Genomic DNA, 26,882 nt, shown 5'->3' on the forward strand with positions numbered 1-26,882 from the left:
ACTACGACGAGACCCAAATCCTCCTTAAATCACAACCTCAAATCTGTGCCATTGGTGCTGACGGCGAACATCGGCAAAACCGAGGTCGAACAAAGCGTCCAACACTGGAACCTTGCGCTGGTAGCCCTCTTTGGTTCTGCGGTATCGGTTGTCTCTAATAAGCAGATGCGGGGTCGTCCCCTCCAACATCACTTCCGAAAGCATCAAGCCGCCAAGCTCGCCCGCACGGCATCCGGTAAGCGCGGCAACCACCGGCACCCAATATTCCTGCCCTCTCAGTCGATGTCCTCCCGTGACGTGCGTGTTCGTCTCTGACGCACAGCCTGTAAACCAAGGGTGCTGAAACAGCAGGTTCATCTCATCTACGCTCAGACGGCGCTTCTCAGGCATGACCGACCTGTTAGGCCGTTCTACATAGGCATCCACTTTGATACCGCTGGCCGGGTTCGGTCCTGAAAAGCAATCTCGATCTATTGCATGGTTGATAACGGATCGCAGCAAACCGATCCGCTTTTTGACCGTGGCGCTGCTAGGAGGCCGTACAATGCTTCCCACAGTTTTTCCGCCAATCACCTGCTTAGCGAGATGCTCAGCGTAGTTGTGGAAGTCCCGACGAGTCAGCCCGTCGAGCCGTTTATTCCCAAACAATTTTTCGAAGAGACGTAGCGATGATCGAACTTCCGCTTCCGTTCTGAAAGGCAGCTTCCGATGGTCTAGGTACTGATCAACAGCCTCGCTCAGCGTTGGTACGGAAGGTTCGACTATGCTGCGCTGCGCCGCGAGGCGGGGAGTTTTTCGCCCTTCTATAAGCGCCTGTATATCGTCTCGTCCTTGCTGAGTACCGGCACGGATTGCGCCGACGATGGCACCGAACGCTTCTGAACCAGCGGGGGCGTTCCATCGATCATTGCCGATGACCCAAAGCGCATCATCGGAAAGCGCGCTGGCCTTGCCTCCACCTGCTCTGGCTTCCAAGGCCTTACGCTCCTCCTCAGCCCCCACTTCGATGTTGTAGAGGATACGTTCATACTCTGCCGCATCTTCTGCGCTGGCATCCGCCTTAACGTAGGCGCGCTCGAACGACTCCGCCGTTACCTTTCTGTAGCGGGCGGTCAGTTCGTTTAGGTCCGCTTGAGTGACGGTACGGAGAGGCGAAGACGACACCGCCAACAGCTTTGGCGCTTGTGGCATAATCCCGCCGGAGATCGACGCCAGACGGCGCTCAAAGTCCGTATGAGCGGCCATTGCTGCAATGTGCATTTGCCCCTGATCCTTGGTCTTCAAGGAAGCCCGGAACAAGGGTCGTGATCCAAAATGATGAGCATAATGCGCGGGCTGACGCTTCACGCTTTCAGGTACGCGCCGCACATACTGGTAAACCCCGTTGCGGGTTTTCACATATTTGACTGCGGCGGCCAAAAGCTCTTCCCTACCTGTAGAAAGTATCACACTTTGAGTCACAGTAAGGAAGCCAATCACCTTGAAATTCAATACCTTTCTGGTTTCGTTAGCAGAATTTTCAGGACAAAACTAGTCCAGCAGGGCTCACCATTTTCCGCCATCCCCCTCTCCCTCAGACCCAAGGGGAAATGCTTGGTCGATGGTGGCCGTCTCTGCCTCGTGAACCGAAAGCAGAAGTTCAAGCTGCTATCGACTTTGCGCGATGGGGCACCGGGATGGCATCTGCGCCGCGTTCGGCGATGTCCTTGAGAAGCGCCTCTACGTCCTTGCGCGCATTGCCTTTCAGCGCGCCCGAAAGGCAGCCCAGGTAGCTGCTGACGAGCCGGACTATGACTTCATCGTCAGCTATGCGGCCCTGCGCCCATTCGTTGATCGTCGCGAATTCGAGCCGCACCAGATCATCGACAAGCCTATCCACATCGACCCATGGCTGAAGCTGCTTCTTCGCTTCCAGCGCCGCGATCCAGCTGCGATTATGGTGGACGGCTGGCGCGTGGATGGCGGTCCAGATATCGTGGTCGACATCGGAGCTGAAATAGAGCGACATGACCGCCTTCACGTAATTTCGCAGTTTAGCGTTGCGCTGAAGGACGGAAATCATGCGTTCGATATTATGCTCCATCGTGCCAGGCTCGCTGACATAGGAGAGATTGCTCACATATTCGTCGAAATATTCCTGGATCGCCGCCGCGATCATCCGTTCCCGCGTCTGGAACGCATTATAGAGTGTTCGCTTGGCAACGCCCGCGCGGTGCCCGATCTCGTTCATGCTGAAGGCGGCGATGCCCTGTTCAGCGATTAGTTTTCGCGTTTCTTGCAGAATGCGCTTGCGCCGTTCGATGATGGCGGGGCTGGAATAGGTTTGCGGACGATCGCCTACATCCTTCAGCATCGGCTTACCCTTGGCGGTCAATCTCGTGCCTCATTATGTGCATTTCACCCCCGCTCACCAGCATAGCGGCAATGCATGAAGGTGCAAATTTGGCTTTCGGCCCGAATGCCACACGAAGCCGATCTCATCTGCTCAGGCCTTGCGTGCCGCAATCGCTGCCCGCACGCCATCGCGCAGTTCCCAGCGGATCGGATAGCTGGTCGACGGCAGATGCTGGGTCATTAGCAGCCCGATGATTTTTTCCATGGGGTCGATGAAGAAGAAGGTGGAGAATAGGCCTCCCCAAAAATATTCTCCGGTCGCAAGGTCAGTGGCCAGGCCCAGCCCGAAGCCTACCCCCGCATAATCCGCCTCGCTGAACAAGGACAAGGAATGGCGGGCAAGATCGCCCCCGCCTGGAAGGTGATTTGCATACATGGCGGCTACGGTCTGCGGTTCGAGCAAGCGCGTTCCGTCCAGTTCACCGCCCCGCAACAGCATCCGGGCAAAGCGATGATAGTCGTTCACGGTCGATATGAGCCCGCCTCCGCCGGAGCGCAGCTTCAAACTTCGTCGCCAACCGCTGCGGGCGCCACGATCGTAGAGCGACAGGTCGCCGTCGGCGCGCAGCTGCCATGCGTCGGTCATTCGTCCCACCTTGTCGCGGGGCAACTCGAAGAACGTGTCGGTCATCCCGAGTGGACGGAAGATGCGCTGAGTGAAGAAGCTGTCCAGATCAAGGCCGCTCAACCGTTCGACCACCACGCCCAGAACATCGGTTGCGACCGAGTAATTCCAGCGTTCTCCGGGCGAAAATTCCAGAGGCAGTTGGGACAATGCCGCGATGAACTCTTCGGAACTGCGCTTCTGCTGAAACTCGTCCAGTCCGAGCCGACGATATTCGGCGTCGATCATCGTCTGCCGCTGGAGGCCGTAGGTCAGCCCAGATGTATGGCGCAGCAGATCGATCATTCGCATCGGCTGCCTTAAGGGCGCCCGATCTCGTCCCACGGAGAGCTTTGCAAATTCCGGCAGGACATCCGTCACGGGATCGTCCAGCGCGACCAGTCCCTGTTCGACCAGCATCATGAAAGCGACCGATGTGACCGGCTTCGTCATCGACGCGATCCGGAACAGGGAGTCTCCTTCAAGGGGTTCATGGCTGGCGCGCGCGAAGCCGCTGATATGCGACAGCAGAACCCGCTCATCGCGTGACACAAGCAGACGCAAATGAGGCAGCTTGCCTGTCGCCACATATTTTTCGTGCAGCGATGTGGCAAGCAGCTCCAATTTTTGCGGGTTCATGTCCGTCGCTGTAGCTGCCCCTACGTCAACCTGCGTGGTCGCCTGCATCCTGCCTCCGGTTACTCACCCGATTTGTGCTAGAGTAGTGGCGCGTCGAGGACAATGCCGACGGGGGCAGTTCGCTTGTCCATTGCCAAAGACCTGTTGAGCCCTCTATTTCAGGCGCCCTCACCTGCACTGGACCTACAACGGCATGGCCAGCGGCCTATCTGCGATATTTCTGACGAACCGGGGAGCGCTGCTGCGCTTCCTGCGCGCGCGTGGCGCGGGGGATGATGCAGAAGACCTGCTTCAGGACATGTGGATGAAGCTGGAAGCGAGGGATGTTGGTCCGGTCGCTGACCCCCTGCCCTATCTGTATCGCGCGGCCAACAATCTGATGCTGGACCGTTATCGTTCCAGCACGCGCCGGGGAAAGCGGGAGCATGATTGGGCGGAGAGCGCTGGCGGCGTCATGGCCGATCCGGGCGAGGACATGGCCGTTGATGAGCGGCTGATCCTGGCCGAGATCGTGGAGAACGCGCAGGAGGTGCTACGCGAACTGGGACCACGTGTCGAACTGGTGTTCCGTCGATTTAGGATCGAAGGAGTCGGGCAGCGAGTGATCGCCGAGGAACTGGGGGTCAGCCTGACGACGGTGGAGAAGGACTTGCAGAAGGCTTATCGCGCGCTGACCGTCCTCAAGCAGAGGCTGGATACGGAATGAGCGGCACTGCGGCGTCTCGCCCGGTAAGGGGCAATATATGACCGGGGCGAATGCCATGCTTCATGAGGAGGCGCTCGGATGGGCCATCCGCACGCGCGATCCCGATTTTGCTGAATGGGACGCCTTCACCATCTGGCTGGAGGCTGATCCGGCGCATGCGGCAGCCTATGATGCCGTGATGGCGGCGGATGCCGGACTGGCTGCCATCATGTCGGCCCCCGAAGCCAAGCCTGCCGCCGCAAATGATCCGGGAACGCCGGGATCGCGGCCGGGACGCTGGATTGCGGGAGGCGCGATAGCCGCAGCAATCGTGGCGGCCGTCTCCATCGGCAACTGGACGAGGAGCGACATCTATACCGTGACCACCCGTCCGGGTGAGGTGCGCAACATCGTCCTGGACGACGGCACGCGCATAAACCTGAACGGTGGTTCGACGTTGCGCCTCGATCACAAGAATAATCGCTTCGCCGCACTCGATGGGGGCGAAGCTGCCTTTACCGTCCACCATGACAGCAGTGATCCGTTCCGGGTAAGCGTGGGCAAAGCCGTATTCGAGGATGCGGGCACCGTCTTCAACATCGTCCATAGCGGCAATGCGACACGGATCGGCGTTGCGGAGGGCAAGGTGATCTTCGATCCGCAAGGGCAGGCGATTGCCCTGCCCGCAGGCCGGGGGCTGTCGAGCGACCCCACCGGCGTTCGGCTGATGAACGTCGCGCCCGATAGCGTGGCCAGCTGGCGCGAGGGGCGGCTGAGTTACGACAATATGCCGGTGGCTCAGATCAGCGCGGACATCGCACGATCGTTGGGGGTGAAGCTGAATACGACGCCTGCGGCAGGCGGCACGCGGTTTACGGGCACGATCCGGCTGGACAAAAACCTGCCGCGCTTTTTCGCAGCCGCCGCCCCGCTCATGGGTCTTTCGGCCGTGCGGCAAGGTGACGGATGGCTGCTGAAGGAAAAGGATGGCTCGATCCGCTGACGTCCTTATCGTCACTGCCTTAGCCGTTGCAGCCACATCCCCGGCGAACGCTGCGGACAGGCAGATGATCAGCATCGCCCCGTCCCGGCTGGGTGAGGCTGTCGTTGTGCTTGGCCGTCAGACGGGCGCATCCATCGGCATGTCGGACCAGTCGCTCGCGGGTCTTGCCACACCTGCGATCGAGGGCCGTTTGTCGGTTGAGACGGCGCTACGCCGATTGCTGCGCGGGACCAATGCTCATGCCGAGCGGATAAACGCCAGCACCTGGCGCATCGTTCGAGCGCCTGTGACGCCTGCCCCTGCCATTGTCGCTCGCGCCAGGTCAGCAATTCCCGAGCCGCCACCGCTCGCCGAGATCGTCGTCACCGCCTCCAAGCGCGACGTTCCATTGCCCCGCTATCCCGGCGTCGTGGAGGCCCTGGACTATGCCCCGCTCACCAGCGCAGAAGCCGCGGCTGGCACCGCAACTCTGCTGAGCCGTGTCGCCAGCCTGAGTTCCACCCATGCTGGTCCGGGCCGTAACAAGCTGTTCCTGCGTGCTATCGCCGATTCCGCCATTGCTGGTCCGACACAGGCGACCACGGGGCAATATCTTGGCGACATGCGCCTCAACTATGCGGCACCTGATCCCGACCTGCGCCTCTACGACATGCAGGGCGTCGAAGTGTTGGAAGGGCCGCAGGGCACGCTGTACGGCGCGGGGTCGCTGGGCGGGATCGTTCGTCTGGTGCCCAATCCCCCCAATCTCGCACGGATCGGCGGGCAGCTATCCACCGGCCTCAGTATCACTCAGCATGGCGATCCGGGTGGGGATGTTTCCGCGATGTTGAACGTTCCGGTCGTTCCGGAACGGCTGGCGCTGCGCATTGTCGGCTACGGCGTTCGGGAGGGCGGTTATATCTATGATCTCCAGCGCCGACGCAATGACGTCAATCGGACGGATATATATGGTGGCCGCGCCGCGCTGCGCTTTGCGCCCAATGAGGATTGGGTGATCGACCTCACGGGGCTTTACCAGCGGATCGACGGGGATGATGCGCAATATGCGGATCGGACGGCGGGTCCCCTCGACCGGAGGTCCAGCTTGGCGCAACCCTCGTCCTCCGACTATGCGCTCGGCAATGTGCGTGTCGAAAGGCAATGGGATGACCTGCGCTTCGTGTCATCGACCGGCTATGTCCGCAACATTCTGACCGAAAGCTATGACGCGACGCAGCCCTCCACGCCGCCCGCGCTCTTCACCCAGCATAATCGGGTTTCCATCTTTTCGACGGAAAACCGCCTCACGCGGGAAAGGGAAAATGGTCTCGGCTGGATCGTCGGCCTTTCCTATCTGGAAAGCACATCGCAGCTGAGCCGGTCGCTGGTTTCCTTCGGCCCCGGCTTCGTGGGGGATGAGATTATTCCCGGCGTCCCGCTGTACGGCAGTGGCACTCCAGCGGTCGCAACGGGGGTACGCAATCGCATCCGGGAAGCGACGGTCTTTGGCGAGATGTCCTTTGAACCCGTGGCCGGGTTGGTCGCCACCCTCGGCGGTCGGCTGACGAACAGCAGCCTGTCAGGCGAGGCAGTCGATCCTGTCGCCCTGCTGGCCAGTGCCGAGATCGCGCGAGCAGAAGCGGAGGCGAAGCGGCATGAGACGATCTTCCTGCCGTCCCTTTCCCTGCTGAGCGATGCTATTCCGGGCCTGACCCTCTACGCCCGCTATCAGCAGGGCTTTCGACCGGGCGGACTGGCGGTGGATGACCAGCATGTGATGCGGTTCAGCAACGACCGGGCATCGACGCTGGAGTTCGGGTTCCGCAAGCGCGTTTCCGGTGACGATCTGGTCGCGATCAGCGGGAATTTCGCCTATACAGACTGGCGGGATATCCAGGCCGATGTGATCGACAGGATCGGTCTGCCCGCGACGGCCAATATCGGTGACGGACGCATCTTTACCGTCGAAGGCCGCATCGTTGTGCGGCCCCTCCCGACGTTGAGCATCGATGGCAGTTTTATGTATAATGACAGTCGGCTTAAAAAGGCCGCGCCCTATGTCCGGGCACTGGTGGCCGCAGACGAATCGATGACGTTGCCCAATGTCGCCAACCTTGCTGCGCGGATCGCGATCGACTATCGAACCCGGCTAAGCGGCAGCATGACCCTGCACCTGAATGGGTCCGCCAGATACATCGGCAAATCGCGGCTGGGCGTTGGTCCTGTCCTTGGGCGCGACCAGGGCGATTATGTCGATACGGCGGTGAGCGCGAGCATTTCGCGTGGGCCGCTGCAATTCTCGCTGTCGCTCAGCAATCTGTTGGACAGCCGCAGCAATCGCTTTTCGCTGGGCACGCCATTTAATCTGCGCGGCGATTATGTGACGCCGATGCGTCCGCGAACGCTAAGGATTGGAATGGACTTCGCTTTTTGACGCCAGCGGTTACGGCAAAGATCCTATGGTGACGTCATGCCAATGAACGCTGGCGGGCGCCCACCCCTCCTTTGCCCGCCAGACCTGCCATGAGGCCGTCTCGTCCCCCGGGACAGCCTTGTGGACGGGACGCCGCTTGCTCCTCAGGCGGCGTCCCATTCCGTCAAGGATGGACGGCGAAATCGAAAATCCGCGCGGAGCCCGTTCCGTTGCCCCACATGCCGGGGCCAGCGCCCGCGCTTACCGAATAGAGGAAGCCATATTCGCCAGCGGCGAGGTCCGATGAAGGGGTGACCTTGAACACTCCGGGCGTCACCTGTTCATAGTCGAAGGGGATGCGGTCCTTGTCCATCACCCCTGCCTTCGCGCCTGCCAGGTTCATGCTGCCCACGCGTGTTCGCGACGATCCTTCTTCACCTCGAACCGGATGAGGCTGAATTCATTGGGAGAAGTGATGGCGCTTGCCGGACCCGACAGCCACAATGAGCCGCCGCCAGACTGGGAAAGGCCGCGCGTCGCCTCATCGAAGTAGAAATAGAATGCCGGGCGCGTTCGGCCGGTGCGCACCCGTGCGGTGATGTTGGGAATGACGGCCTTGATGCTGAGCGAAGCGATGCCGCCCGTAAAGGCATAGCCCAATATGCCGCCGGTCTTGCTTTGGTTCGATGTCGTGGGATCGATCCGCACCATGCGCGCGTCGGTTGCCAGATAGACGCCGGATGGGTGCGGGACCAGTGGGTCAGGCGAGTCAGCGGAGAATACAGCCTTGGACGAAACCGCGCCTTCAGCGCCGGATTGGATCATGGCGGCAATGACCAGACCGGGCACGCCGCGCTTTTTCAAGGCGATCAGATCGTCAGTTGATAGAGCGTAATGACCGGCGGACGCCTTGATCTTGGCGATCACGGCGTCGTCACCCAATCCCGCCTGAACGAGCGACACGACCATGTCATTGGTCAGCGTTTCGGCCTGAACGCTCAGCGGCGCGCAGGCCACCAACAGCGCTAGTCCCGCGATCAGCCCGCGTAGCTTCATGTCTTACCCCCTGTGGACGGAAGCGCCCCCGCTTCCGCTTTCCACTCAGGGGTTTAGACAGCGGGCTTCGATTTAGGCAAGCGCCTTGCGGACGAGGTCATTGACGACCTGCGGATTGGCTTTGCCCTGCATGGCTTTCATTGTCTGGCCGACGAAGAAGCCGAACAGAGCTTCCTTGCCCGCCCTATATTGCTCAACCTTGTCGCCATTGTCCGCAAGGACCTTAGCCACGGCAGCTTCGATCGCGCCGGTGTCGCTGGTCTGCTTCAGCCCCTTTTCCTCAACGATCTTCGGCGCGCGATCGCCGGTTTCGAGCATGATCTCGAACACCTGCTTGGCGATGGTGCCGCTGATCGTGCCATCGGCAACGAGTGCGAGCAGTTCCGCGCCCTCTTCGGGGCCGACCGGGCTGTCCTCAAGGCTTTTTCCGAGGCGGTTGAGAGCGCCGTACAGTTCGGACAGCAGCCAGTTGGCCGAAGCCTTGGCGACCTCGCCCTCGCTCTTCTTCTGAATGCGCGCGGCTTCGGCCAGCAAGGCTTCGAACCAGCGCGCAGTGTCGGCGTCGGCGGTCAGCGTGGCGGCATTGTAAGCCGAAAGGCCCAGTTGCTCCTCATAACGGCGGCGCTTGGCGTCCGGCAGTTCGGGCAAGGACTGGCGGCATTCCTCCAGGAAGGCGTCTTCCAGTTCGAGCGGCAGAAGGTCCGGATCCGGGAAGTAGCGATAGTCGTGCGCATCTTCCTTGGACCGCATGGACCGCGTTTCATTCTTGTCCGGATCATAGAGGCGCGTTTCCTGAACGACCTTGCCTCCCGCTTCCAGCACATCGACCTGACGGCTGGCCTCATATTCCACCACCGCCATGACAAAGCGGACGGAATTGACGTTCTTCGTTTCGGTTCGCGTGCCGAACTCATGGCCGGGCTTGCGCACCGACACGTTAACGTCGGCGCGCATCGAACCCTGATCCATATTGCCGTCGCATGAGCCGACATAGCGCAGGATCGTGCGCAGCTTCGACAAATAGGCGCCAGCTTCTGCGGGCGAGCGCATGTCGGGTTTCGACACGATCTCCATCAGCGCGACGCCCGAGCGGTTGAGGTCGACATAGGAGCGCGTCGGATGCTGGTCGTGCATCAGCTTGCCCGCATCCTGTTCGACATGGATACGCTCGATCCCGATCCGCTTGGTCGTGGCGTCGGGGTTTTTTTCATCGAGATTGATCTCGATCTCGCCTTCGCCGACCAGCGGATGGTAGAGCTGGCTGATCTGATAGCCCTGCGGCAAATCGGCGTAGAAGTAGTTTTTGCGATCGAAGCGCGACCATTTATTGATCTTTGCATTGATCGCCATGCCGGTGCGCACCGCCTGGCGGATGCATTCACGGTTGGGCACGGGCAGCATGCCGGGCATGGCCGCGTCAACCAGCGACACCTGCGTGTTAGGTTCCGCGCCGAACGCCGTCGCAGCGCCGGAAAAGAGCTTCGCCTGGCTCGTCACCTGCGCATGGACTTCCAGGCCGATCACGACCTCCCACTCGCCGGTTGCGCCCTGAATGCGGTATGCTGTCTCGGTCATCTTCTACACCGTCATCCCAGCGGAAGCTGGGATCTTTCTCATATGTGCCACATCGCCTGAGATGCCAGCCTGCGCTGGCATGACGAGTTTGATTACCACCACTTCTCCGGCCGCGCGGTAAAGCCCGCACGTTCCTCGATCGCGAGTCCTGCGTTCAGCACGGTCTGCTCATCGAGCGCCTTGCCGATGATCTGGAGCCCCAACGGCAACCCTTGCGAGTCCAGTCCACCCGGAACCGCCATGGCGGGCAGGCCAGCCAACGAGGCAGGCACCGTGAAGACATCGTTCAGATACATGGCCAGCGGATCGGCCTGCTTCTCCCCCAGCGCAAACGACGCACTCGGCGCGGTCGGCGTCAGCAGCAGGTCGCACTTCTCGAAAGCCTGCTCGAAATCGCGCGCGATGAGCGCCCGCACCTTCTGCGCCTGCGTATAATAAGCGTCGTAGAAGCCCGCCGATAGCACGTAGGTGCCGATCATGATGCGGCGTTTTACCTCCGGCCCGAAGCCCAAGGCACGGGTGGCGGCATACATGTCCTGGAGGCCCGCGCCATCGGGCAGGTCGCGTTGGCCGTAGCGCACGCCGTCATAGCGGGCGAGGTTCGAGGAAGCCTCAGCAGGAGCGATGATATAATAGGTCGGCAGCGCATATTTGGTGTGGGGAAGAGATACCTCCACGACCTCGGCGCCTGCATCCTTCAACCAATCGATGCCGCGATCCCACATGGCGGAGATTTCCGCATTCAAGCCATCGGGGCGATATTCCTTGGGAATACCGACCTTCTTGCCCTTGAGGCTGCTTGTGAGGTTGGCTTCCCACTGCGGCACGGCCAGATCGAGCGAGGTCGAATCCTTGGGATCGAAGCCTGCCATCGTTTCCAGCAGGATCGCATTGTCGCGCACCGTCCGCGCCATTGGCCCGGCCTGATCCAGGGAGGAGGCAAAGGCCACGATGCCCCAGCGCGAACAACGGCCATAGGTCGGCTTGATACCACTGATGCCTGTGAAGGCGGCAGGCTGACGGATGGAACCGCCCGTGTCGGTGCCGGTCGCCGCCGGACACAGCCGGGCGGAGATCGCGGCCGAAGAACCGCCCGAGGAGCCACCCGGCGCCAGCGCGGCATTGTCGCCACCGCCGCGCCGCCAGGGCGAGATCACATTGCCGAAATAGCTGGTCTCGTTGGATGAGCCCATGGCGAACTGGTCGAGGTTGAGCTTGCCCAACATCCCGGCGCCCGCGTCCCACAACTTTTTGGAGACGGTGGATTCATAAGTCGGCTTGAAGCCTTCCAGCATGTGGCTGGCGGCGGTCGTCTGCACGCCTTCGGTGCAGAACAGGTCCTTCATGCCGATCGGCACGCCCGACAGCGGCTTGAGCGCTTCGCCCGCAGCCTTTGCCTTGTCGGCGGCATCGGCGGATGCCAGCGCCTTTTCCGGCGTTTCCACGATGAAGGCGTTCAGGGCCTTGGCCGCAGCGACATTGGCGTTGAACGCTTCGGCCACTTCGCGCGCGGAAAAGTCGCCTGCGCGGAAACCGTCGCGGATTTCGGCTACTGTAAGATCAGTTAAATCGGTCATGCGCCAACTTCCGTTCGCCCTGAGCCTGTCGAAGGGCTGCACTTTTCTTCAAGAAAGGACTGGGCTTCGACAAGCTCAGCCCGAACGGGGATATAAAGATTCACTCAATCACCTTGGGCACAGCGAAGAAGCCATGTTCGGCTTGCGGAGCATTCGCCAGCACCTTGTCGCGAACATTGCCGTCTGTCACGGCGTCCTCACGCAGGCGCAGCGTGTTGGGTATGACGGCGGTCATCGGCTCGACGCCGGTCACATCCACCTCGCCCAATTGCTCCACCCAGCCAAGGATGTTGTTGAGTTCAGGCACCATCGCTTCGGCTTCGGCTTCGGTCACCGAAATGCGCGAAAGGCTGGCGATCTTCTTTACGGTCTGAAGGTCTATCGACATGGGCCGCCGCTACCACCCGCTCACGTCCGCTTCAAGTCCGCACTTGCGCATGAGAGGTGCCTGCGCCAGACAGGCGCCGTTCGACGCAGGCCATGGGGGTCCTGGCGATCGGCGGAGAGCAAAGTTTTGGCCCGCAAGTTCCTCTATGTCGTCGCCAGCCTTATCGTGCTGGTTCTTGCGGCATTGCTGGTTTACCGCATCTGGGGGATGCAGCTGATCCGCGCGGTCATGGTGCCGCGAGAAGCCTTTACCCCGATCGCCCCGCTTCCGGTCAATGCCTATGATGATCCCAGGATGTGGTTCGCCAGGCCAGACATCGCGCAAGGCAATCCGGCTTTGTGGAAACCCGCCGGACAGAAGGATGAAGCGGTTGCCCGGAAGGCGGCTGTCTTCTTCATCCATCCGACTTCCTACATCACCGCTTTTGGCGGCGCGCATTGGAACATGCGATTGGACGACAAGGATGCGCTGACGACTGCGCGGCGTTTCGTGCAGGGGCAGGCGAGCGCCTTCAACGCGGTCGGCGATGTCTGGGTGCCGCGCTATCGACAGGCCAATTATGGCGCATTCCTCACCGACAAGCCTGCTGGCGAGCAAGCGCTGACGGCGGCCTATCGCGATGTGCGCTTGGCCTTTGCGGCGTTTCTCAAAGCCAATCCCACGGGTCCGCTGATCCTTGCAGGGCACAGCCAAGGGTCGCGCCACCTGCTCCAGTTGCTGCGCGATCAGGTTGCGGGGACGCCTGTCGCTTCCCGCGTCGTGGCGGTTTATGCCGTTGGCTGGCCGGTCTCCATGGAGGCGGATTTGCCCGCCGTCGGCCTGCCCGCCTGCGCCCGGCGGGATCAGGCGCGGTGCATTGTCAGCTGGCAAAGCTATGCCGAGCCTGCTGATCCGGCACCGATGGTGGAAAGATTCGAACGCATGCCCGGTTTTACCGGCCGCCCTCGTAAGGGCACGCATATGCTTTGCACCAATCCCATCACTGGCACCCTCAACGGAGCCGCTCCAGCAAGCGCCAATCTCGGTACTATCGACAGCCGGGATGAAGGGAAAGCGCCACGCCTGCTGAAGGGCGTAGTTCCAGCCCGGTGTGATAGCAGCGGCATATTGATGATCGGGGAGCCGGTGGACATGGGGCCGTTCACGCTGCCGGGCAATAATTATCACGTCTATGACTATGGCCTGTTCTGGGGTGACGTTCGGGAAGATGCGCGCCAGCGACTGGCGAGTTTCCTGAAAAGATGAGCACGCTGCTCACCACCGACCGCGCGGCCTACCGCGAGGCGCTGCCCTATGGCGGCCGCCTGCTCGGCATGGACGTCGGCACGAAAACGATCGGGCTGGCTTTGTGTGACGCTGGCTGGTCCATCGCGAGCCCGGCGCACACGGTATCGCGCGGGAAGTTCAGCAAGGACAAGATCGCGCTCGCCGCTTTCATGGAGCAGCAGCAGGTGAAGGGCGTCGTCATCGGCCTCCCCCTCAATCTCGATGGCAGCGAGAGTCCGCGCAGCCAGGCGAGCCGTGCCTTTGCCCGCAACATTGCGGATCTTGGCTTGCCAATCCTATTGTGGGACGAGCGCTGGTCGACGCAGGCCGTGACGCGCACCTTGCTGGAAGCAGATGCGAGCCGCGCGCGCCGGGGCGAGCTGGTCGACAAGCTGGCCGCGAGTTACATCCTGCAAGGCGCCATCGACGGTTTGATGGCAGGCTTCTAACCCCTATCAGGATTACGAGCTATCCCTCAAAGGCGGAGATGATGGGGCAAGGCCCCTCATCGGATGCGTGACAGGCGCTGGCGAGCCGCGTTAAGGAATCGCGTGCCGCCTGGAGTTCGGCGATCTTCATGTCCAGCGCAGCCAATCGCCCGGCTGCCAGCTCCCGAGCGCGCGCTCTGTCCTGCCCGGCGTCCAGTCGTAAAAGCTCGCCAATCTGATCCAGCGTGAACCCCGCCGCCTGCGCCGAGCGTATGAACTTCAAACGTAGCACATCCTGATCATCATAGCGACGGACGCCGCGCGCCAGTCCGCTGCCGTGCCGATCCGGCGTGTCCAGCAATCCGCGCCGCTGATAGAAGCGCACGGTCTCCACGCCCACGCCACCAGCGCGCGCCAGACCAGAAATTGTCATCGCCATGCTTGACTCCGGACCATGGTACGGAACCCATATGGGGCGCAGAGCGATATTGTCCAAGAGGAAGCGATGACATGACGAGCGCAACAGCAACGACCGCCCTGCCACGAACGGCGGTACTTTATCGGATGGTGATGCCGGGTCATGTCTGCCCCTATGGCCTCAAGGCCCGTTGGCTATTGCGGCACAAGGGTTATGAGGTGGAGGATCACTGGCTCACCAGCCGCGAGGAAACGGACGCGTTTAAACAGGCCCATGGCGTCAAGACGACGCCTCAAATCTTCATTGATGGCGAACGGATCGGCGGCCATGACGATCTGCGCCGCTTCCTCGGCCTGACAGTCGCCGATCCGTCCGCCACCAGCTATATCCCGGTCCTCGCTGTCTTTGGGGTCGGCGCGCTGTTGGCGCTCGCGATCAGCTGGCTGACCGCGATGCCGCTGGTCAGCATCATGACCGTCGAAAGTTTCATCGCTGTCACCATGATGCTGCTCGCCATGCTGAAGCTGCAGGATGTGGACCGGTTCGCCACCATGTTCCTGAACTACGACCTGCTTGCCCGCCGGTATGTGCCTTATGCGAAAGCATATCCGTTTCTGGAGCTTGGCGCAGGCGTGCTGATGTTGACCGGCACTCTGCGCTGGCTTTCCATCCCCGTCGCGCTGTTCATTGGCGGCATCGGCGCAGTTTCGGTGTTCAAGGCCGTCTATCTCGACAAGCGGGAACTGAAATGCGCCTGCGTCGGCGGCGGCAGCAATGTACCGTTGGGGTTCGTGTCCCTAACGGAAAACATCATGATGGTTGCGATGGCGCTGTGGATGCTTGTTCGTATCTGACCGCAGATGCCATCCCGATCGCTGTCGGAGAGCAACTACGCCTGGACCCATTCTGCCGAAGAGATGCCCTGCGCATACAGAAGCACCGAGAGGTCGCCGTGGACGATCTCCGCAGCGGCCGCTTCCCGCGTTTTGGGCTTGGCATGATAGGCAACGCCAAGGCCCGCGCCCTGGATCATAGGTATGTCATTCGCCCCGTCGCCCACCGCGAGCGTCAATGCCCGATCAATGCCTGCTTCGATGGCGGCTTCCAGTTCCGCGCGCTTGCGGGACGCATCGACGATCGGCAGCGTTACCGTGCCCACCAGCGCCCCATTCGCAATCTCAAGAACATTCGCCACCGCACGATCAAATCCGATTTCCTCGGCCACGGGTCCGGTGAAGCGGGTGAAGCCGCCGGACACAAGGAGGGTTTCAGCCCCCCTCGCCTTCATGGTGCGCACAAGTGCTCCCGCGCCCGGCATGATCTTCACACGCTCTGCCCGACACCGATCGATCGCTTCATCGGCGAGGCCCTTGAGCAAAGCGACGCGCTCATGCAGCGCCCCTGCAAAGTCCAGCTCGCCGCGCATCGCTCGCTCAGTGATATCGGCGATCTGCGGCTTGATGCCCGCATAATCGGCAAGTTCGTCGATGCACTCGACCGTGATCATCGTGGAGTCCATGTCCGCGATCAGCAGCTTCTTCTCGCGCCCCTCGGCAAGTTGAACGATGACATCGATCCTGTCGCCGATCCCAGTTAATGCCGCCCGCGCCAACACAGGATCACCGCCAAAGAAGATATCGGCAGCCTTGCCCTCATCAAGCCACCTGCTATCCACCGGCGCGCAGCCCGCCGTCGCCAGCCGAGCCACGGCATCTTCAATATCCCGCTGACTCAAGGCCGCACTTGCCACTAAGGTTGCGACGAACATGGACACTCCTGAAACATCTATGGGCGAATCTCGCCCCCGCGTCGCGCTTATTGCCGGGCCTACCGCCAGCGGCAAGAGCGCGCTGGCGCTTCGACTGGCTCAAGCGGCCAATGGAACGGTCATCAATGCAGACGCCAGCCAGGTATATGCCGATCTTCAAGTTCTTTCCGCGCGCCCGAGCCGGGAGGAAATGGGGGACATCCCACACCGCCTTTTCGGCCATATTGACGGGGCGGAGGCCTGTACTGCTGCGCGCTGGGCGGCCGAAGCGCGCGAGGAGATCGACAAGGCGCATGCGGAAGGACGCCTGCCCATTCTGGTTGGTGGCACGGGGCTTTACCTGCGCACGCTGCTTGAAGGCATTGCTCCGGTGCCGGACATCGATCCCGCCATTCGTTCCGCCGTCCGCGCCATGCCGGTCGCGGAGGCCCATGCCGCATTATCAATCGAAGACCCGGCAACTGCCGCGCGGCTGGCGCCTGCCGATAGCACAAGGGTAGCCCGTGCGTTGGAAGTGGTTCGTTCGACAGGCCAGCCGCTCGCCTATTGGCAGCAACGAAAGGTGGGAGGCATCGGCGAACAGATCCGTCTTTCACCGATTGTCCTTTTGCCCCCACGCGATTGGTTGATCGCGCGTTGCGACCAACGCTTCGAACAGATGGTAGAGGGTGGCGCCGTAGCCGAAGTGAAAGCGCTCCTCGCGCGCAATCTCTCGCCCGATCTTCCCGTCATGCGCGCTATTGGCGTGCCTGAAATTGCGAGCTGGCTTGCCGGTGATATTGGCCGCGAGATGATGCTGGAGCGCGGCCGGATTGCGACCCGCCAATATGCCAAACGCCAATATACCTGGTTTTCGCGCCAGCCCCCGGCCAGTTGGCCCAGGGAAACACGACATGTTGATGCCAATTTATCCGCTGAAATGGTAATTAAATTACGCAAATAGCTATTGACTAGCCATTTTATGTCTAATAGAGGCACCCACCTTGCCTTCGCTCCTCATCTGGAGCAGAGGGCGCAACCTGCATCCAGTGGAAGGATTTCATCGTGGCCGAAAAGAGCGGCGCGGACATTTTGGTTGAGTGCCTGATCGACCTGGGGGTCGAGGTCGTGTTCGGTTATCCGGGCGGCGCGGTGCTGCCCATTTATGACGCACTTTTCGATCATCCGAAGATCCGCCACGTCCTTGTCCGCCATGAACAGGGCGCGACCCATATGGCGGAAGGTTATGCACGTTCGACGGGCAAGCCCGGCGTCGTTCTCGTCACGTCCGGCCCCGGCGCGACCAATGCGGTCACCGGCATCACCGATGCGCTGATGGATTCCATCCCGATGGTCGTCATCACCGGGCAGGTCGGCACGCCACTGATCGGCACTGACGCTTTTCAGGAAGCGGATACGGTCGGCATCACGCGCCATTGTTCAAAGCATAATTATCTGGTGAAGAAGCCCGCCAAGCTGGCGAGCGTCATCCACGAGGCCTTTCATATCGCCACAACTGGCCGACCCGGCCCGGTTGTCGTCGATATTCCCAAGGACGTGCAGGTCGCCACCGCGCCCTACTCCCGTCCGCTTGGCTTTGAGCATGCCAGCTACAAGCCCCAGACAAAGGCGGACGCGTCTGCAATCGCTCAGGCCGTCGAAATGCTGGCCAAGGCAGAGCGGCCGGTCTTCTACACTGGCGGCGGCGTCATCAATTCAGGTCCCAAGGCATCGATCCTGCTGCGTGAACTGGCGGAGCTGACTGGTGCACCTGTTACCTCGACCTTGATGGGTTTGGGCGCCTTTCCTGCTTCCTCGCCGCAATGGCTGGGCATGCTGGGCATGCATGGCACGTATGAAGCCAATTGGGCGATGAACAAGGCGGACCTGATCGTCTGCATCGGTGCGCGATTTGACGACCGTGTCACCGGCCGCCTCGACGCCTTCGCACCGAACAGCAAAAAGATCCACATCGACATCGACCGCAGCTCGATCAACAAGACGGTCGAGGTTGACCTTCCGGTCATTGCTGACGTCGGCAATGCGCTGACCGACATGATTGCGGCGTGGAAAACGCATGGTCACAAGGCTGCGGACCTCAGCGAATGGTGGGCCAGGATCGAAGGCTGGCGCGCGCGTAATAGCCTTGCCTATCCGGAAAGCCGCGAAGAGATCATGCCGCAGGAGGCGATCGCGGAGCTTTACCGCGCTTCCAAGTCGGCCAAGGACGTCATCATCACGACGGAAGTCGGTCAGCACCAGATGTGGGCGGCCCAGCATTTCGGTTTTGAAGAGCCGAACAAGTGGCTGACTTCGGGCGGCCTCGGCACCATGGGCTATGGCTTCCCTGCCGCAATCGGCGCGCAGGTCGGCAATTTCGACAGCTTGGTCGTCTGTGTCGCGGGTGACGCGTCTATCCAGATGAACATTCAGGAGATGGGAACCGCAAGCCAATACCGGCTGCCCGTCAAGGTGCTGATCCTGAATAACGAATATATGGGCATGGTCCGCCAGTGGCAGGAACTGACCTATGAAAGCCGTTATTCCAACAGCTATTCCGACAGCCTGCCGGACTTCGTAAAGCTGGCGGAGGCTTATGGCTGGACCGGCATCCGCATCGAAGGGCCGCAGGAACTGGCGGCGGGCATTCGTCAGATGATCGACACACCCGGCCCTGTCATCGTGGATTGCCGCGTGGCGAAGCTTTCCAACTGCTTCCCGATGATCCCGTCGGGCGCGGCGCATACTGACATGCTGCTCGACCCCAGCCAGGTCGCTGGTATCATGTCGGACGAGGCAAAGGCTTTGGTGTGAGGGTTATGGCGTGACTGGGCATCTGAAGCTCCGCATCCATGTGAGCGAACCCTTTGACTTCGAGCGGATGAGCGGCACGGCCGAGCTGAAAGGCTGGACCGTGGACCATAGCGATCCGGAGAATGAAGATTGGGAAGTTCACCTGGATGAGGGCTTCGATTTTCACGAACGCCGGATAGGCCGCCTGTTGATCAGCCCGCGATATGTGGGCGAACATCTGAGCCGCATGTTCGATGCCATTGCCGGATTTCCGGTTCGCATCGCTCATCGCGACGAGGGCAGCTGGCACTACGCCTTTACGGGCATGATTTCCGAGCGCCATGAGCGCGAAAAAGAACCGGACAACGGAACGAGCATCTGATGCACATTCAGGAAGAATATAGCGAGCGGCACGTCCTGTCGCTGACGGTCACCAACGAGGCGGGTATCCTTGCTCGCATCGCGGGGCTATTCACCGCGCGCGGCTATAATATCGACAGCTTGACCGTGGCGGACATCACGCATGATCATGCGATCAGCCGCATCACCATCGTCACCAACGGCCCGCCCAAGGTGATCGACCAGATCATCGCGCAGCTCGATCGGTTGGTGCCCGTTCACAAGGTGACGGACCTGACCGCCAACGGCCCCTTCGTCGAGCGCGAGCTGGCGCTGGTCAAGGTTTCGGGCACTGGCGAAGACCGGATCGAGGCGCTGCGCCTTGCCGACGTGTTCCGCGCCAAGGTGGTGGATACGACGATCGAAAGCTTCATCTTCGAGATCACCGGCACCACCGACAAGATCGACAATTTCGTCGGCCTCATGCGCCAGATTGGCCTCGTTGAAGTCGGCCGCACCGGCGTCGTCGGCCTGATTCGCGGCAAGGAGCCGAACTGAACTGAATATCCTCTCTCCTTCAGGGGAGAGGAAGCGAGACTTGGCGGCTTTGTCGCCTAGTCGCAGCTGGAGAGGGGCAGCGCCCTCACTGTGGCGAAAAGCCCCTCTCCAACTTCATCTAGGTCCGGCTTCCGCCGAACCGAGATTTCGTATCCTCTCCCCTGAAGGGGCGAGGAAAAGGCACGGTCTGAAGGAAGAACGGACATGAAGGTTTATTACGATCGCGACGCCGACATCGGCCTCATTAAGGGCAAGAAGGTCGCCATCCTCGGCTACGGCTCTCAGGGTCACGCCCACGCCCAGAACCTGCGCGACAGCGGCGTAGCCGAAGTCGCCATTGCGCTGCGCCCCGGCTCGGCCAGCGCCAAGAAGGCGGAAGGCGCAGGCTTCAAGGTGCTGCCGAACGCCGAAGCCGCCGCATGGGCCGATGTCCTCATGATCCTCGCGCCCGACGAGCATCAGGCCGCCATCTACGCCGACGACATTCACGCGAACCTGAAGCCCGGCGCGGCGCTCGCTTTCGCGCACGGTCTCAATGTGCATTTCGGCCTGATCGAACCGCGCAAGGACGTGGACGTGATCATGATCGCGCCAAAGGGTCCCGGCCACACTGTTCGCAGCGAATATCAACGCGGCGGCGGCGTCCCCTGCCTGATCGCCATCGCGCAGGACGCGACCGGCAACGCCCATGACATCGCCCTGTCCTACGCTTCGGGTGTCGGTGGCGGCCGTTCGGGCATCATCGAAACCAACTTCCGAGAGGAATGCGAAACCGACCTGTTCGGTGAGCAGGCCGTGCTCTGCGGCGGCGCGACCGCGCTGGTTCAGGCCGGTTTCGAAACGCTGGTCGAAGCGGGCTACGCGCCCGAAATGGCCTATTTCGAGTGCCTCCACGAACTCAAGCTGATCGTCGATCTGATGTATGAAGGCGGCATCGCCAACATGCGTTATTCGATCTCGAACACTGCCGAATACGGCGATATCAAGACCGGCCCGCGCATCATCACCGAAGAAACGAAGAAGGAAATGAAGCGCGTCCTCGCCGACATTCAGTCGGGCCGCTTCGTCAAGGACTTCGTCCTCGACAACCGCGCCGGTCAGCCCGAACTGAAGGCCAGCCGCCTCGCTGCCCAGCGTCACCCGATCGAGGAAACCGGCGCCAAGCTGCGCGCCATGATGCCTTGGATCGCCGCCAACAAGCTGGTAGATCAGGAAAAGAACTGAGGCTCCAGCTTCGTCACCCCAGCGAAAGCTGGGGTCTCGGGCCTCGTTGCGCACCTTCTGCTGAGATCCCAGCTTGCGCTGGGATGACGGAACAGGCGCGCAGCCCAGAATTTCAATTCGGTAACTCTCCGTTTCCGGTTACGCCTCTGGAACAATCAAGGGACGCCGCTAAGGTAGCGCGTCCCTTGACCGCTTCTGGAGAATCTATCCATGCGAAAATTCCTGATATCCGTCGCTGCCCTTGCGACCCTGACCGGCACAGCCCTCATCGCCCAGCAGATGCCCGCCGCGCCCGGCGCAAAGGACCCGTCCCGCGTCACCGGCGGCACCTATCAGGTTGATCCGGGTCACACCCAGGTCGCCTTCGCCTATGACCATATGGGCTTCTCCAACAATTTCGGCATCATCTCTGGCCCGGTCGGCACACTGACTCTGGACCCCAAAAATGTGGCCGCTGCAAAGGTCTCGATTGAAGTCCCCATCGCCAATGTCCGCACTGGCATCACCGCGCTGGACGAACATCTGATGAAGTCGGACTTTTTCGATAGCGCCAAATTTCCAAAGGCGACATTCGTCTCCACGAGCGTGAAGCCCGATGGCGCGACCAGCGCAGAAATCACCGGAAATCTTACGATCAAGGGTGTCACCAAGCCGGTGACGCTCGATGCGGATTTCTACGGTGCGGGCAAGGCTCCGGCCATGGCGGGGGGCAAGGAAAATGTCGGGTTCGTCGCGACGACAACGGTCAAGCGGAGCGACTTCAATATGGGTTACGGCGTCCCGATGGTCGGCGATAATGTGGAACTGAAGATCGTCGCCGCTTTTCAGAAGTAAGCTGTCAGGTCCGGGTGATGAGCCGTCATCACCCCGACCGTTCTCGGAATAAATCCTATCCCACTTGGGACCGGCGTGGCTACGGGCTTTAGCCAGTCGGCATTGTGCCCGGCCGTATATATGGGAACATGTGCGCGATATAATCCGCCTTGCCCAACTCTACCCCCTGGTTGCGCAAGATTGCGTAGGCGGTCATGACGTGGAAGTAGAATTGGGGCAACGTCCAGTCGCGAGCATATTGTTCGGCCGTTAGGTCGAAAATGATGCCCATCGGCAATGCATGCTCAATCGGGCTTTGCGGGTCGGCATCAAGCGCGTCCGGAGCAAGATCGCCCAGCAGAACGAGCGTCTCATCAATTCTGGCCTTTGCGCTGGCCATGGAACCGGGATTTTCCTCCGCGTTCCGGCCCTCATCCAGAAGAGCCTGAGTCGATGCGGGAAACTCCTCTCCCTTCAGCAGAAACACGCCTTCCTGAGCCTGCACACAAGCGAACCGGATTTGGGTGGACAGCGGAAACATGTCGGGAGCAAGCCGCGCGGACAGAAGCGCGTTGGCCGCATCTGCGCCCATTTGCCCCTCAGCCTTATCAAGCCAGCCAGAGAGCGTTTTCAGCATCTGGCTGTAGGTCGGTATAAGGAGGTTGGTCAGGGACATGAAGGCCTCGCGATGGGATGGATCATTGTGAACCGTCTCCCCAACCCCTTCCACAACAAAAGCTGGACGCCCGCCCCCAAAAAAGGTTAAGGCGTCCACACCATGCAGCGCGCGCTTCTTCCCCTGCTACGACTTACACGCCCTTAGGCGTGGCATTTCTGCTGCTCTTCGCTTGAATGACGCAGCAATCCGCCTAAGGGCATATCCAAGCAGATAGTCGTTCCACCGGGCCAGCTTCGCGCCGCCCGTTTGCAAAGAAGTAGCTTCCCATGATGCTGACCGACCCTTCGCAGAAATACCGCCCCTTCCCTCAGGTGGATCTGCCCAATCGCCAGTGGCCCAGCGCCGTCATCACCTCGCCGCCGCGCTGGCTCTCGACCGACATGCGCGACGGCAATCAGTCGCTGATCGACCCGATGAATGCCGAGAAGAAGCGCCGCTTCTTCGACCTGCTGGTTCGGGTCGGCGTCAAGGAGATCGAGGTCGGCTTCCCCAGCGCGGGCGCGACCGAGTTCGACTTCATCTCCGGTCTCGTCCGCGACGGCGCGATCCCCGATGACGTCTTCCCGCAGGTGCTGACCCAGGCTCGCGATGATCTGATCGCCACCACCTTCGAAAGCCTGCGCGGCGCGAAGCAGGCCATCGTCCACGTTTACAACGCCGTGTCGCCCGCCTGGCGCAACATCGTGTTCCAGATGGACCGGCCGCAGATCAAGGAAATCGCGATCAACGCGGCCAAGCTGCTGCGCGACAATGCGGCGAAGCAGCCCGACACCGACTGGCATTTCGAATATTCGCCGGAAACCTTCTCCACCGCCGAGCTGGATTTCAGCCTGGAATGCTGTGAGGCGGTGATGGAGATTCTCCAGCCCACGCCCGAACGCCCGCTGATCCTGAACCTGCCCGCCACGGTCGAGGCCGCGACGCCCAACATCTATGCCGACCAGATCGAATGGATGTGCCGCAACATTTCGCAGCGCGACAGCGTCGTGATCTCGCTGCACACCCATAATGATCGCGGCACCGGCGTCGCTGCCGCCGAGCTGGGTCTGATGGCGGGCGCGGATCGCGTGGAAGGTTGTCTGTTCGGCAATGGCGAGCGGACCGGCAATTGCGATCTGGTGACGGTCGCGCTCAACATGTACACGCAGGGCGTCAATCCGGGGCTGGATTTCTCCGATATCGACGAGGTCATCCAGACCGTCGAATATTGCAACCAGCTGCCGGTCCATCCGCGCCACCCCTATGCGGGCGAACTGGTCTTCACCGCCTTCTCCGGCTCGCATCAGGACGCGATCAAGAAGGGTTTCGCCGTTCAGGAAACCCGCAACGACCAGATTTGGGACGTGCCGTATCTGCCGATCGATCCCAAGGATTTGGGCCGCGATTATGAAGCCGTGATCCGTGTCAACTCGCAGTCCGGCAAGGGCGGCGTCGCCTGGGTGTTGCAGCAGGATAAGGGGCTGAAGCTGCCGAAGCGCATGCAGGCTGACTTCTCCCGCGTCGTCCAGGCGCTGGCCGATCAGACCAGCCGCGAGCTGAACGCAGCCGATATCTGGACCGCGTTCGAGGATCATTACCGCCTCTTCGGCGACCAGCCCTACACGCTGATCGATTATAATGAGAGCGGCCATGCAGGCGACCGTATCTTCACCGGCAAGATCGCGCACAAGGGTGGCGAACGGTCCATCTCCGGGCGCGGCAACGGCCTCATCTCCTCGGTTCTGGCCGCGCTGCGCGACGATCTGGGCGTCGATCTGGAGGTTGCGGACTATAGCGAACATGCGATCGGCGCTGGGACCGACGTCGCCGCTGCCGCCTATGTCGAATGCCGCACGCCCGATGGCCGCACTGTCTTCGGCATCGGCACCGACACGGACATCGCGACTGCTTCGGTGCAGGCTGTATTGTCGGCCGCGAACAGTGTTGCAGCGGGCTGATCGATAGAATGCCGGCAGCGGCTCGCCACCGCGAGCGCTGCCTGCAACAGGCTTAATAGATATTCTCTGCCGCGTTCAAATCGACCTCCGCGTGACAAACGGCTTCCACGTTGATGCCGTCAGGGTCCAGGATGAAGGCAGAGTAGTAGTTTAGCCCGTAATGCGGCCTGAGGCCGGGCGCGCCATGGTCCCGCTCACCGGCACGCAGGCCCGCTGCGTGAAAGGCATGAACCTGCGCGCGGTTTTCGACGCGAAAGGCGACGTGAGTGCCCTCACCCACCCTCTCATTGTCGCCGATCCAGAAAAAGGCGTCGTCGGGCTGGCCATAGCCGTGCGTCTCACCGCCGCTCTCCTTATCCGCCGCAGGGATGGTCACCAAACGCCGCAGCCCAATCGCGCCCAGCAGTTCGTCGTAAAAGTCGCGCGACCGTCCCGCGTCACTCACGGCGATGCCGATATGGTCGATCATTTTGCGCTCTCCTTTTGCCGCCAATTGACCTAAACGCCAGCCACCAACGCATGGACGGACAAATGGGCGAAGCGACAGATCATCAGGTGCATATTATCGGTGGCGGGCTGGCCGGGTCGGAAGCCGCCTGGCAACTGGCGCAGGCTGGTGTGAAGGTGCGCCTGTCGGAAATGCGGGGTGGTGGCGACATGACCCCGGCGCACCAGACTGAGGGCCTTGCCGAACTCGTCTGCTCCAACAGTTTCCGATCCGACGATGCGGACAAGAATGCCGTTGGCCTGCTGCATCAGGAAATGCGACGACTGGACTCGCTCATCATGGCGCAGGCCGAACCCGCAAAGGTCCCCGCTGGATCAGCCCTGGCCGTCGACCGAAACCTGTTTTCCGATGGCGTCACCCGCGCCCTGTCCGATCATCCTAATGTCGAGATCGTGCGGGAGCGCATCGATCAGTTGCCGCGCGAAGGGATGACCATCGTCGCGACCGGACCGCTGACCGCACCAGCGCTCGCGGAGAGTATCGGCTCCGCTGCGGGCATGGATCATCTCGCATTCTTCGACGCGATCGCGCCCGTTGTGCACTTCGACAGCATCGACATGGACAAATGCTGGATGGCGAACCGCTGGGACAAGATCGGCCCCGGCGGTGGCGAAGGCAAGGATTATATCAACTGCCCGATGACCAAGGACCAATATCAGGCATTTGTGCAGGGGCTGCTCGACGGCGAGAAGACCGAATTCAAGGAGTGGGAAACGAACACGCCTTATTTCGAAGGCTGCATGCCGATCGAGGTGATGGCGTCCCGAGGCCCGGAAACGTTGCGGCACGGCCCGATGAAGCCAATGGGGCTCGACGATCCGCGCACCGGCCGCTGGCCCTATGCCGTCATCCAGCTGAGGCAGGACAATGCGTCAGGCACGCTGTGGAACATGGTTGGGTTCCAGACAAAGCTCAAGCATGGTGCGCAGGCTGACCTGTTCCGCACCATTCCCGGACTAGAGAAGGCTGAGTTTGCTCGGCTGGGCGGGCTACACCGCAACACCTTCATCCAAAGCCCCAAACTGCTGGACGGGACCCTGCGCCTGAAGAGCGCGCCGCATATCCGCTTCGCTGGTCAGATGACCGGATGCGAAGGATATGTGGAAAGTGCGGCCATAGGCCTGCTGGCCGGGCGTTTTGCCGCCGCCGAACTGCTTGGCCAGCACATGCCGCCGCCGCCTGGCGATACGGCCCTTGGCGCATTGTTGGGTCACGTCACGGGCAATATCGCGACGGCGGATTATCAGCCGATGAACGTGAATTTTGGGCTTTTCCCGACCCTGGACGATGTGAAGAAGAAGCAGCGCAAGGAGGCCTATACTGCTCGCGCCCGCGCTTCCTTGGCGCAATGGTTTAGTCAGTTTGAAATGAGCTGAGCGCCCTCTTGTTCAGCAATGGCATTTCGGTTTCGCCGTTCGCTTGGGCGCGGTCGTTGCAAATTCCGCCGGAGTGAGCTTGCCGTCCCCATTAGCGTCAGCGTCGGCAAACCGATCCGATGTGGCGACGGCCCATTCCTCGAAGGAAAGGAGGTTGTCCTTGTCCTTGTCGAGCGCTTTGAACGCCTTGACCCGGCTGCCCAGCATCTCGACCCGGGTGATAAAGCCGTCACGGTTCCGGTCATAACGGCCGAAGCGTTTTTGCTCGCGGCTTTGCGGACTGGCTTCTCCGGGCGTGGGAGGTGCTTTGCCAACGGCCCCGGGATTTCCCTCTGGCAATGTGTCTATCGCAGGCGGCGGCGGGGGAGCGATTATGGCCTCCGGAGCAGCGCTGCTGGCCGCGCGCCCTTGCCACCAGAAAAGTCCTGCCGCCACAAGAAGCAGAGCAGCCCCGGCGCCAGCCATGATACGTCCCACGAAATT

27 protein-coding genes are annotated in these 26,882 nt (G+C 61.2%); 14 read left to right on the plus strand and 13 right to left on the minus strand.

Annotation, left to right across the window (positions count from 1 at the left end):
* Positions 1-24: 24 nt before the first annotated feature.
* From ACZ5TB_RS05030 to ACZ5TB_RS05040, 3 genes are all read right to left on the minus strand, one after another.
* Positions 25-1,419 carry a tyrosine-type recombinase/integrase gene (locus tag ACZ5TB_RS05030; RefSeq protein WP_464792227.1) on the minus strand — a complete coding sequence of 465 codons (1,395 nt, stop codon included), beginning with the start codon at positions 1,417-1,419 and terminating at the stop codon, positions 25-27.
* Between the two features lie 220 nt (positions 1,420-1,639).
* Positions 1,640-2,353 (minus strand): TetR/AcrR family transcriptional regulator, encoded by a 714-nt coding sequence (locus tag ACZ5TB_RS05035; RefSeq protein ID WP_464792228.1) that lies wholly within the window; start codon positions 2,351-2,353, stop codon positions 1,640-1,642.
* Between the two features lie 132 nt (positions 2,354-2,485).
* Positions 2,486-3,685, minus strand: coding sequence for a serine hydrolase domain-containing protein (locus ACZ5TB_RS05040; RefSeq protein WP_464779623.1), 1,200 nt, complete (start codon positions 3,683-3,685; stop codon positions 2,486-2,488).
* A 145-nt stretch (positions 3,686-3,830) separates the two neighbouring features.
* On the opposite strand from ACZ5TB_RS05040, the gene ACZ5TB_RS05045 reads away from it, so the two are divergent.
* From ACZ5TB_RS05045 to ACZ5TB_RS05055, 3 genes are read left to right on the plus strand one after another with little or no spacing between them, the layout of a single operon-like run.
* A complete protein-coding gene (locus ACZ5TB_RS05045; protein ID WP_464779624.1) occupies positions 3,831-4,343 on the plus strand; it encodes an RNA polymerase sigma factor in 513 nt (170 codons plus the stop codon).
* A 55-nt stretch (positions 4,344-4,398) separates the two neighbouring features.
* A complete protein-coding gene (locus ACZ5TB_RS05050) occupies positions 4,399-5,325 on the plus strand; it encodes a FecR family protein (RefSeq protein WP_464792491.1) in 927 nt (308 codons plus the stop codon).
* The gene (locus ACZ5TB_RS05055) at positions 5,309-7,738 is read left to right on the plus strand and encodes a TonB-dependent receptor (protein WP_464792229.1); all 2,430 of its coding nucleotides are present in this window, start codon (positions 5,309-5,311) and stop codon (positions 7,736-7,738) included. Before ACZ5TB_RS05050 ends, ACZ5TB_RS05055 begins: the two co-directional genes overlap by 17 nt.
* Before the next feature lie 163 nt (positions 7,739-7,901).
* On the opposite strand, the gene ACZ5TB_RS05060 is transcribed toward ACZ5TB_RS05055, so the two are convergent.
* The 5 genes from ACZ5TB_RS05060 to gatC form a co-directional block, all read right to left on the minus strand.
* Entirely contained in the window at positions 7,902-8,129 is a 228-nt protein-coding gene (locus tag ACZ5TB_RS05060; RefSeq protein ID WP_464792230.1) for a hypothetical protein, read from the minus strand.
* Positions 8,117-8,773 carry a hypothetical protein gene (locus ACZ5TB_RS05065; RefSeq protein WP_464792231.1) on the minus strand — a complete coding sequence of 219 codons (657 nt, stop codon included), beginning with the start codon at positions 8,771-8,773 and terminating at the stop codon, positions 8,117-8,119. The genes ACZ5TB_RS05060 and ACZ5TB_RS05065 overlap by 13 nt, the downstream gene beginning before the upstream one ends.
* 72 nt (positions 8,774-8,845) lie before the next feature.
* Complete coding sequence (gene gatB / locus ACZ5TB_RS05070; RefSeq protein WP_464792232.1) at positions 8,846-10,348, minus strand: Asp-tRNA(Asn)/Glu-tRNA(Gln) amidotransferase subunit GatB; 1,503 nt, start codon at positions 10,346-10,348, stop codon at positions 8,846-8,848.
* Positions 10,349-10,440: 92 nt separating this feature from the next.
* Positions 10,441-11,925, minus strand: coding sequence for an Asp-tRNA(Asn)/Glu-tRNA(Gln) amidotransferase subunit GatA (gene gatA / locus ACZ5TB_RS05075; protein WP_464792233.1), 1,485 nt, complete (start codon positions 11,923-11,925; stop codon positions 10,441-10,443).
* 100 nt (positions 11,926-12,025) lie between these two features.
* The gene (gene gatC, locus ACZ5TB_RS05080; protein ID WP_464792234.1) at positions 12,026-12,313 is read right to left on the minus strand and encodes an Asp-tRNA(Asn)/Glu-tRNA(Gln) amidotransferase subunit GatC; all 288 of its coding nucleotides are present in this window, start codon (positions 12,311-12,313) and stop codon (positions 12,026-12,028) included.
* 126 nt (positions 12,314-12,439) lie between these two features.
* On the opposite strand from gatC, the gene ACZ5TB_RS05085 reads away from it, so the two are divergent.
* Together ACZ5TB_RS05085 and ruvX are read left to right on the plus strand one after the other, a co-directional pair.
* Positions 12,440-13,558, plus strand: coding sequence for a DUF3089 domain-containing protein (locus ACZ5TB_RS05085; RefSeq protein ID WP_464792235.1), 1,119 nt, complete (start codon positions 12,440-12,442; stop codon positions 13,556-13,558).
* Positions 13,555-14,028 carry a Holliday junction resolvase RuvX gene (ruvX, locus tag ACZ5TB_RS05090; RefSeq protein ID WP_464792236.1) on the plus strand — a complete coding sequence of 158 codons (474 nt, stop codon included), beginning with the start codon at positions 13,555-13,557 and terminating at the stop codon, positions 14,026-14,028. The genes ACZ5TB_RS05085 and ruvX overlap by 4 nt, the downstream gene beginning before the upstream one ends.
* A 19-nt stretch (positions 14,029-14,047) precedes the next feature.
* On the opposite strand, the gene ACZ5TB_RS05095 is transcribed toward ruvX, so the two are convergent.
* On the minus strand, positions 14,048-14,446 hold the full coding sequence (locus tag ACZ5TB_RS05095) for a MerR family transcriptional regulator (RefSeq protein WP_464792237.1): 399 nt from the start codon (positions 14,444-14,446) through the stop codon (positions 14,048-14,050).
* 71 nt (positions 14,447-14,517) lie between these two features.
* On the opposite strand from ACZ5TB_RS05095, the gene ACZ5TB_RS05100 reads away from it, so the two are divergent.
* Positions 14,518-15,279 carry a MauE/DoxX family redox-associated membrane protein gene (locus tag ACZ5TB_RS05100; RefSeq protein WP_464792238.1) on the plus strand — a complete coding sequence of 254 codons (762 nt, stop codon included), beginning with the start codon at positions 14,518-14,520 and terminating at the stop codon, positions 15,277-15,279.
* Between the two features lie 35 nt (positions 15,280-15,314).
* Here the strand turns inward: ACZ5TB_RS05100 and serB are convergent, their stop codons facing one another.
* Positions 15,315-16,193, minus strand: a complete 879-nt coding sequence (serB, locus tag ACZ5TB_RS05105; RefSeq protein ID WP_464792239.1) for a phosphoserine phosphatase SerB — start codon at positions 16,191-16,193, stop codon at positions 15,315-15,317.
* Between serB and miaA the strand changes: the two genes are divergently transcribed.
* From miaA to ACZ5TB_RS05135, 6 genes are all read left to right on the plus strand, one after another.
* Positions 16,192-17,136 (plus strand): tRNA (adenosine(37)-N6)-dimethylallyltransferase MiaA, encoded by a 945-nt coding sequence (gene miaA / locus ACZ5TB_RS05110; protein WP_464792240.1) that lies wholly within the window; start codon positions 16,192-16,194, stop codon positions 17,134-17,136. The two genes, serB and miaA, sit on opposite strands and share 2 nt — an antisense overlap.
* A gap of 101 nt (positions 17,137-17,237) precedes the next feature.
* Positions 17,238-18,986, plus strand: a complete 1,749-nt coding sequence (locus ACZ5TB_RS05115) for an acetolactate synthase 3 large subunit (RefSeq protein ID WP_464792241.1) — start codon at positions 17,238-17,240, stop codon at positions 18,984-18,986.
* A 10-nt stretch (positions 18,987-18,996) separates the two neighbouring features.
* Positions 18,997-19,347 (plus strand): hypothetical protein, encoded by a 351-nt coding sequence (locus ACZ5TB_RS05120; protein ID WP_464792242.1) that lies wholly within the window; start codon positions 18,997-18,999, stop codon positions 19,345-19,347.
* Entirely contained in the window at positions 19,347-19,862 is a 516-nt protein-coding gene (gene ilvN / locus ACZ5TB_RS05125; protein WP_464779639.1) for an acetolactate synthase small subunit, read from the plus strand. Before ACZ5TB_RS05120 ends, ilvN begins: the two co-directional genes overlap by 1 nt.
* Before the next feature lie 204 nt (positions 19,863-20,066).
* Positions 20,067-21,086 (plus strand): ketol-acid reductoisomerase, encoded by a 1,020-nt coding sequence (gene ilvC, locus ACZ5TB_RS05130; protein WP_196226240.1) that lies wholly within the window; start codon positions 20,067-20,069, stop codon positions 21,084-21,086.
* 210 nt (positions 21,087-21,296) lie between these two features.
* The gene (locus ACZ5TB_RS05135) at positions 21,297-21,920 is read left to right on the plus strand and encodes a YceI family protein (RefSeq protein WP_464792243.1); all 624 of its coding nucleotides are present in this window, start codon (positions 21,297-21,299) and stop codon (positions 21,918-21,920) included.
* 88 nt (positions 21,921-22,008) lie between these two features.
* On the opposite strand, the gene ACZ5TB_RS05140 is transcribed toward ACZ5TB_RS05135, so the two are convergent.
* Positions 22,009-22,575: a DUF1993 domain-containing protein gene (locus ACZ5TB_RS05140; protein WP_464792244.1), complete on the minus strand. Its 567-nt coding sequence runs from the start codon at positions 22,573-22,575 to the stop codon at positions 22,009-22,011.
* Positions 22,576-22,844: 269 nt separating this feature from the next.
* On the opposite strand from ACZ5TB_RS05140, the gene leuA reads away from it, so the two are divergent.
* Positions 22,845-24,515 carry a 2-isopropylmalate synthase gene (gene leuA, locus ACZ5TB_RS05145; RefSeq protein WP_464792245.1) on the plus strand — a complete coding sequence of 557 codons (1,671 nt, stop codon included), beginning with the start codon at positions 22,845-22,847 and terminating at the stop codon, positions 24,513-24,515.
* A gap of 52 nt (positions 24,516-24,567) precedes the next feature.
* Here leuA and ACZ5TB_RS05150 read toward each other — a convergent pair whose 3' ends face one another.
* A complete protein-coding gene (locus tag ACZ5TB_RS05150) occupies positions 24,568-24,984 on the minus strand; it encodes a VOC family protein (RefSeq protein ID WP_464792246.1) in 417 nt (138 codons plus the stop codon).
* Between the two features lie 50 nt (positions 24,985-25,034).
* Here ACZ5TB_RS05150 and trmFO point away from each other — a divergent pair, with 50 nt between their 5' ends.
* Complete coding sequence (gene trmFO, locus ACZ5TB_RS05155; protein WP_464792247.1) at positions 25,035-26,399, plus strand: methylenetetrahydrofolate--tRNA-(uracil(54)-C(5))-methyltransferase (FADH(2)-oxidizing) TrmFO; 1,365 nt, start codon at positions 25,035-25,037, stop codon at positions 26,397-26,399.
* 12 nt (positions 26,400-26,411) lie between these two features.
* On the opposite strand, the gene ACZ5TB_RS05160 is transcribed toward trmFO, so the two are convergent.
* Positions 26,412-26,876, minus strand: a complete 465-nt coding sequence (locus ACZ5TB_RS05160) for an EF-hand domain-containing protein (RefSeq protein ID WP_464792248.1) — start codon at positions 26,874-26,876, stop codon at positions 26,412-26,414.
* Positions 26,877-26,882: the final 6 nt, after the last annotated feature.

The organism is Sphingobium sp. TomTYG74 (assembly GCF_055393875.1).

Excerpts from the sequence above, each read along its gene's own strand:
- ACZ5TB_RS05100 (WP_464792238.1), top strand. The coding sequence starts at position 14,518 with ATGACGAGCGCAACAGCAACGACCGCCCTGCCACGAACGGCGGTACTT.
- leuA (WP_464792245.1), top strand. The coding sequence starts at position 22,845 with ATGATGCTGACCGACCCTTCGCAGAAATACCGCCCCTTCCCTCAGGTG.
- gatC (WP_464792234.1), bottom strand. The coding sequence starts at position 12,313 with ATGTCGATAGACCTTCAGACCGTAAAGAAGATCGCCAGCCTTTCGCGC.
- ACZ5TB_RS05055 (WP_464792229.1), top strand. The coding sequence starts at position 5,309 with ATGGCTCGATCCGCTGACGTCCTTATCGTCACTGCCTTAGCCGTTGCA.
- gatB (WP_464792232.1), bottom strand. The coding sequence starts at position 10,348 with ATGACCGAGACAGCATACCGCATTCAGGGCGCAACCGGCGAGTGGGAG.
- trmFO (WP_464792247.1), top strand. The coding sequence starts at position 25,035 with ATGGACGGACAAATGGGCGAAGCGACAGATCATCAGGTGCATATTATC.
- ACZ5TB_RS05140 (WP_464792244.1), bottom strand. The coding sequence starts at position 22,575 with ATGTCCCTGACCAACCTCCTTATACCGACCTACAGCCAGATGCTGAAA.
- ACZ5TB_RS05035 (WP_464792228.1), bottom strand. The coding sequence starts at position 2,353 with ATGCTGAAGGATGTAGGCGATCGTCCGCAAACCTATTCCAGCCCCGCC.
- ilvC (WP_196226240.1), top strand. The coding sequence starts at position 20,067 with ATGAAGGTTTATTACGATCGCGACGCCGACATCGGCCTCATTAAGGGC.
- ACZ5TB_RS05065 (WP_464792231.1), bottom strand. The coding sequence starts at position 8,773 with ATGAAGCTACGCGGGCTGATCGCGGGACTAGCGCTGTTGGTGGCCTGC.
- ACZ5TB_RS05150 (WP_464792246.1), bottom strand. The coding sequence starts at position 24,984 with ATGATCGACCATATCGGCATCGCCGTGAGTGACGCGGGACGGTCGCGC.
- ilvN (WP_464779639.1), top strand. The coding sequence starts at position 19,347 with ATGCACATTCAGGAAGAATATAGCGAGCGGCACGTCCTGTCGCTGACG.
- ACZ5TB_RS05050 (WP_464792491.1), top strand. The coding sequence starts at position 4,399 with ATGCTTCATGAGGAGGCGCTCGGATGGGCCATCCGCACGCGCGATCCC.
- ACZ5TB_RS05040 (WP_464779623.1), bottom strand. The coding sequence starts at position 3,685 with ATGCAGGCGACCACGCAGGTTGACGTAGGGGCAGCTACAGCGACGGAC.
- serB (WP_464792239.1), bottom strand. The coding sequence starts at position 16,193 with ATGTTCGTCGCAACCTTAGTGGCAAGTGCGGCCTTGAGTCAGCGGGAT.
- ruvX (WP_464792236.1), top strand. The coding sequence starts at position 13,555 with ATGAGCACGCTGCTCACCACCGACCGCGCGGCCTACCGCGAGGCGCTG.
- gatA (WP_464792233.1), bottom strand. The coding sequence starts at position 11,925 with ATGACCGATTTAACTGATCTTACAGTAGCCGAAATCCGCGACGGTTTC.
- ACZ5TB_RS05095 (WP_464792237.1), bottom strand. The coding sequence starts at position 14,446 with ATGGCGATGACAATTTCTGGTCTGGCGCGCGCTGGTGGCGTGGGCGTG.
- ACZ5TB_RS05135 (WP_464792243.1), top strand. The coding sequence starts at position 21,297 with ATGCGAAAATTCCTGATATCCGTCGCTGCCCTTGCGACCCTGACCGGC.
- miaA (WP_464792240.1), top strand. The coding sequence starts at position 16,192 with ATGGACACTCCTGAAACATCTATGGGCGAATCTCGCCCCCGCGTCGCG.
- ACZ5TB_RS05045 (WP_464779624.1), top strand. The coding sequence starts at position 3,831 with ATGGCCAGCGGCCTATCTGCGATATTTCTGACGAACCGGGGAGCGCTG.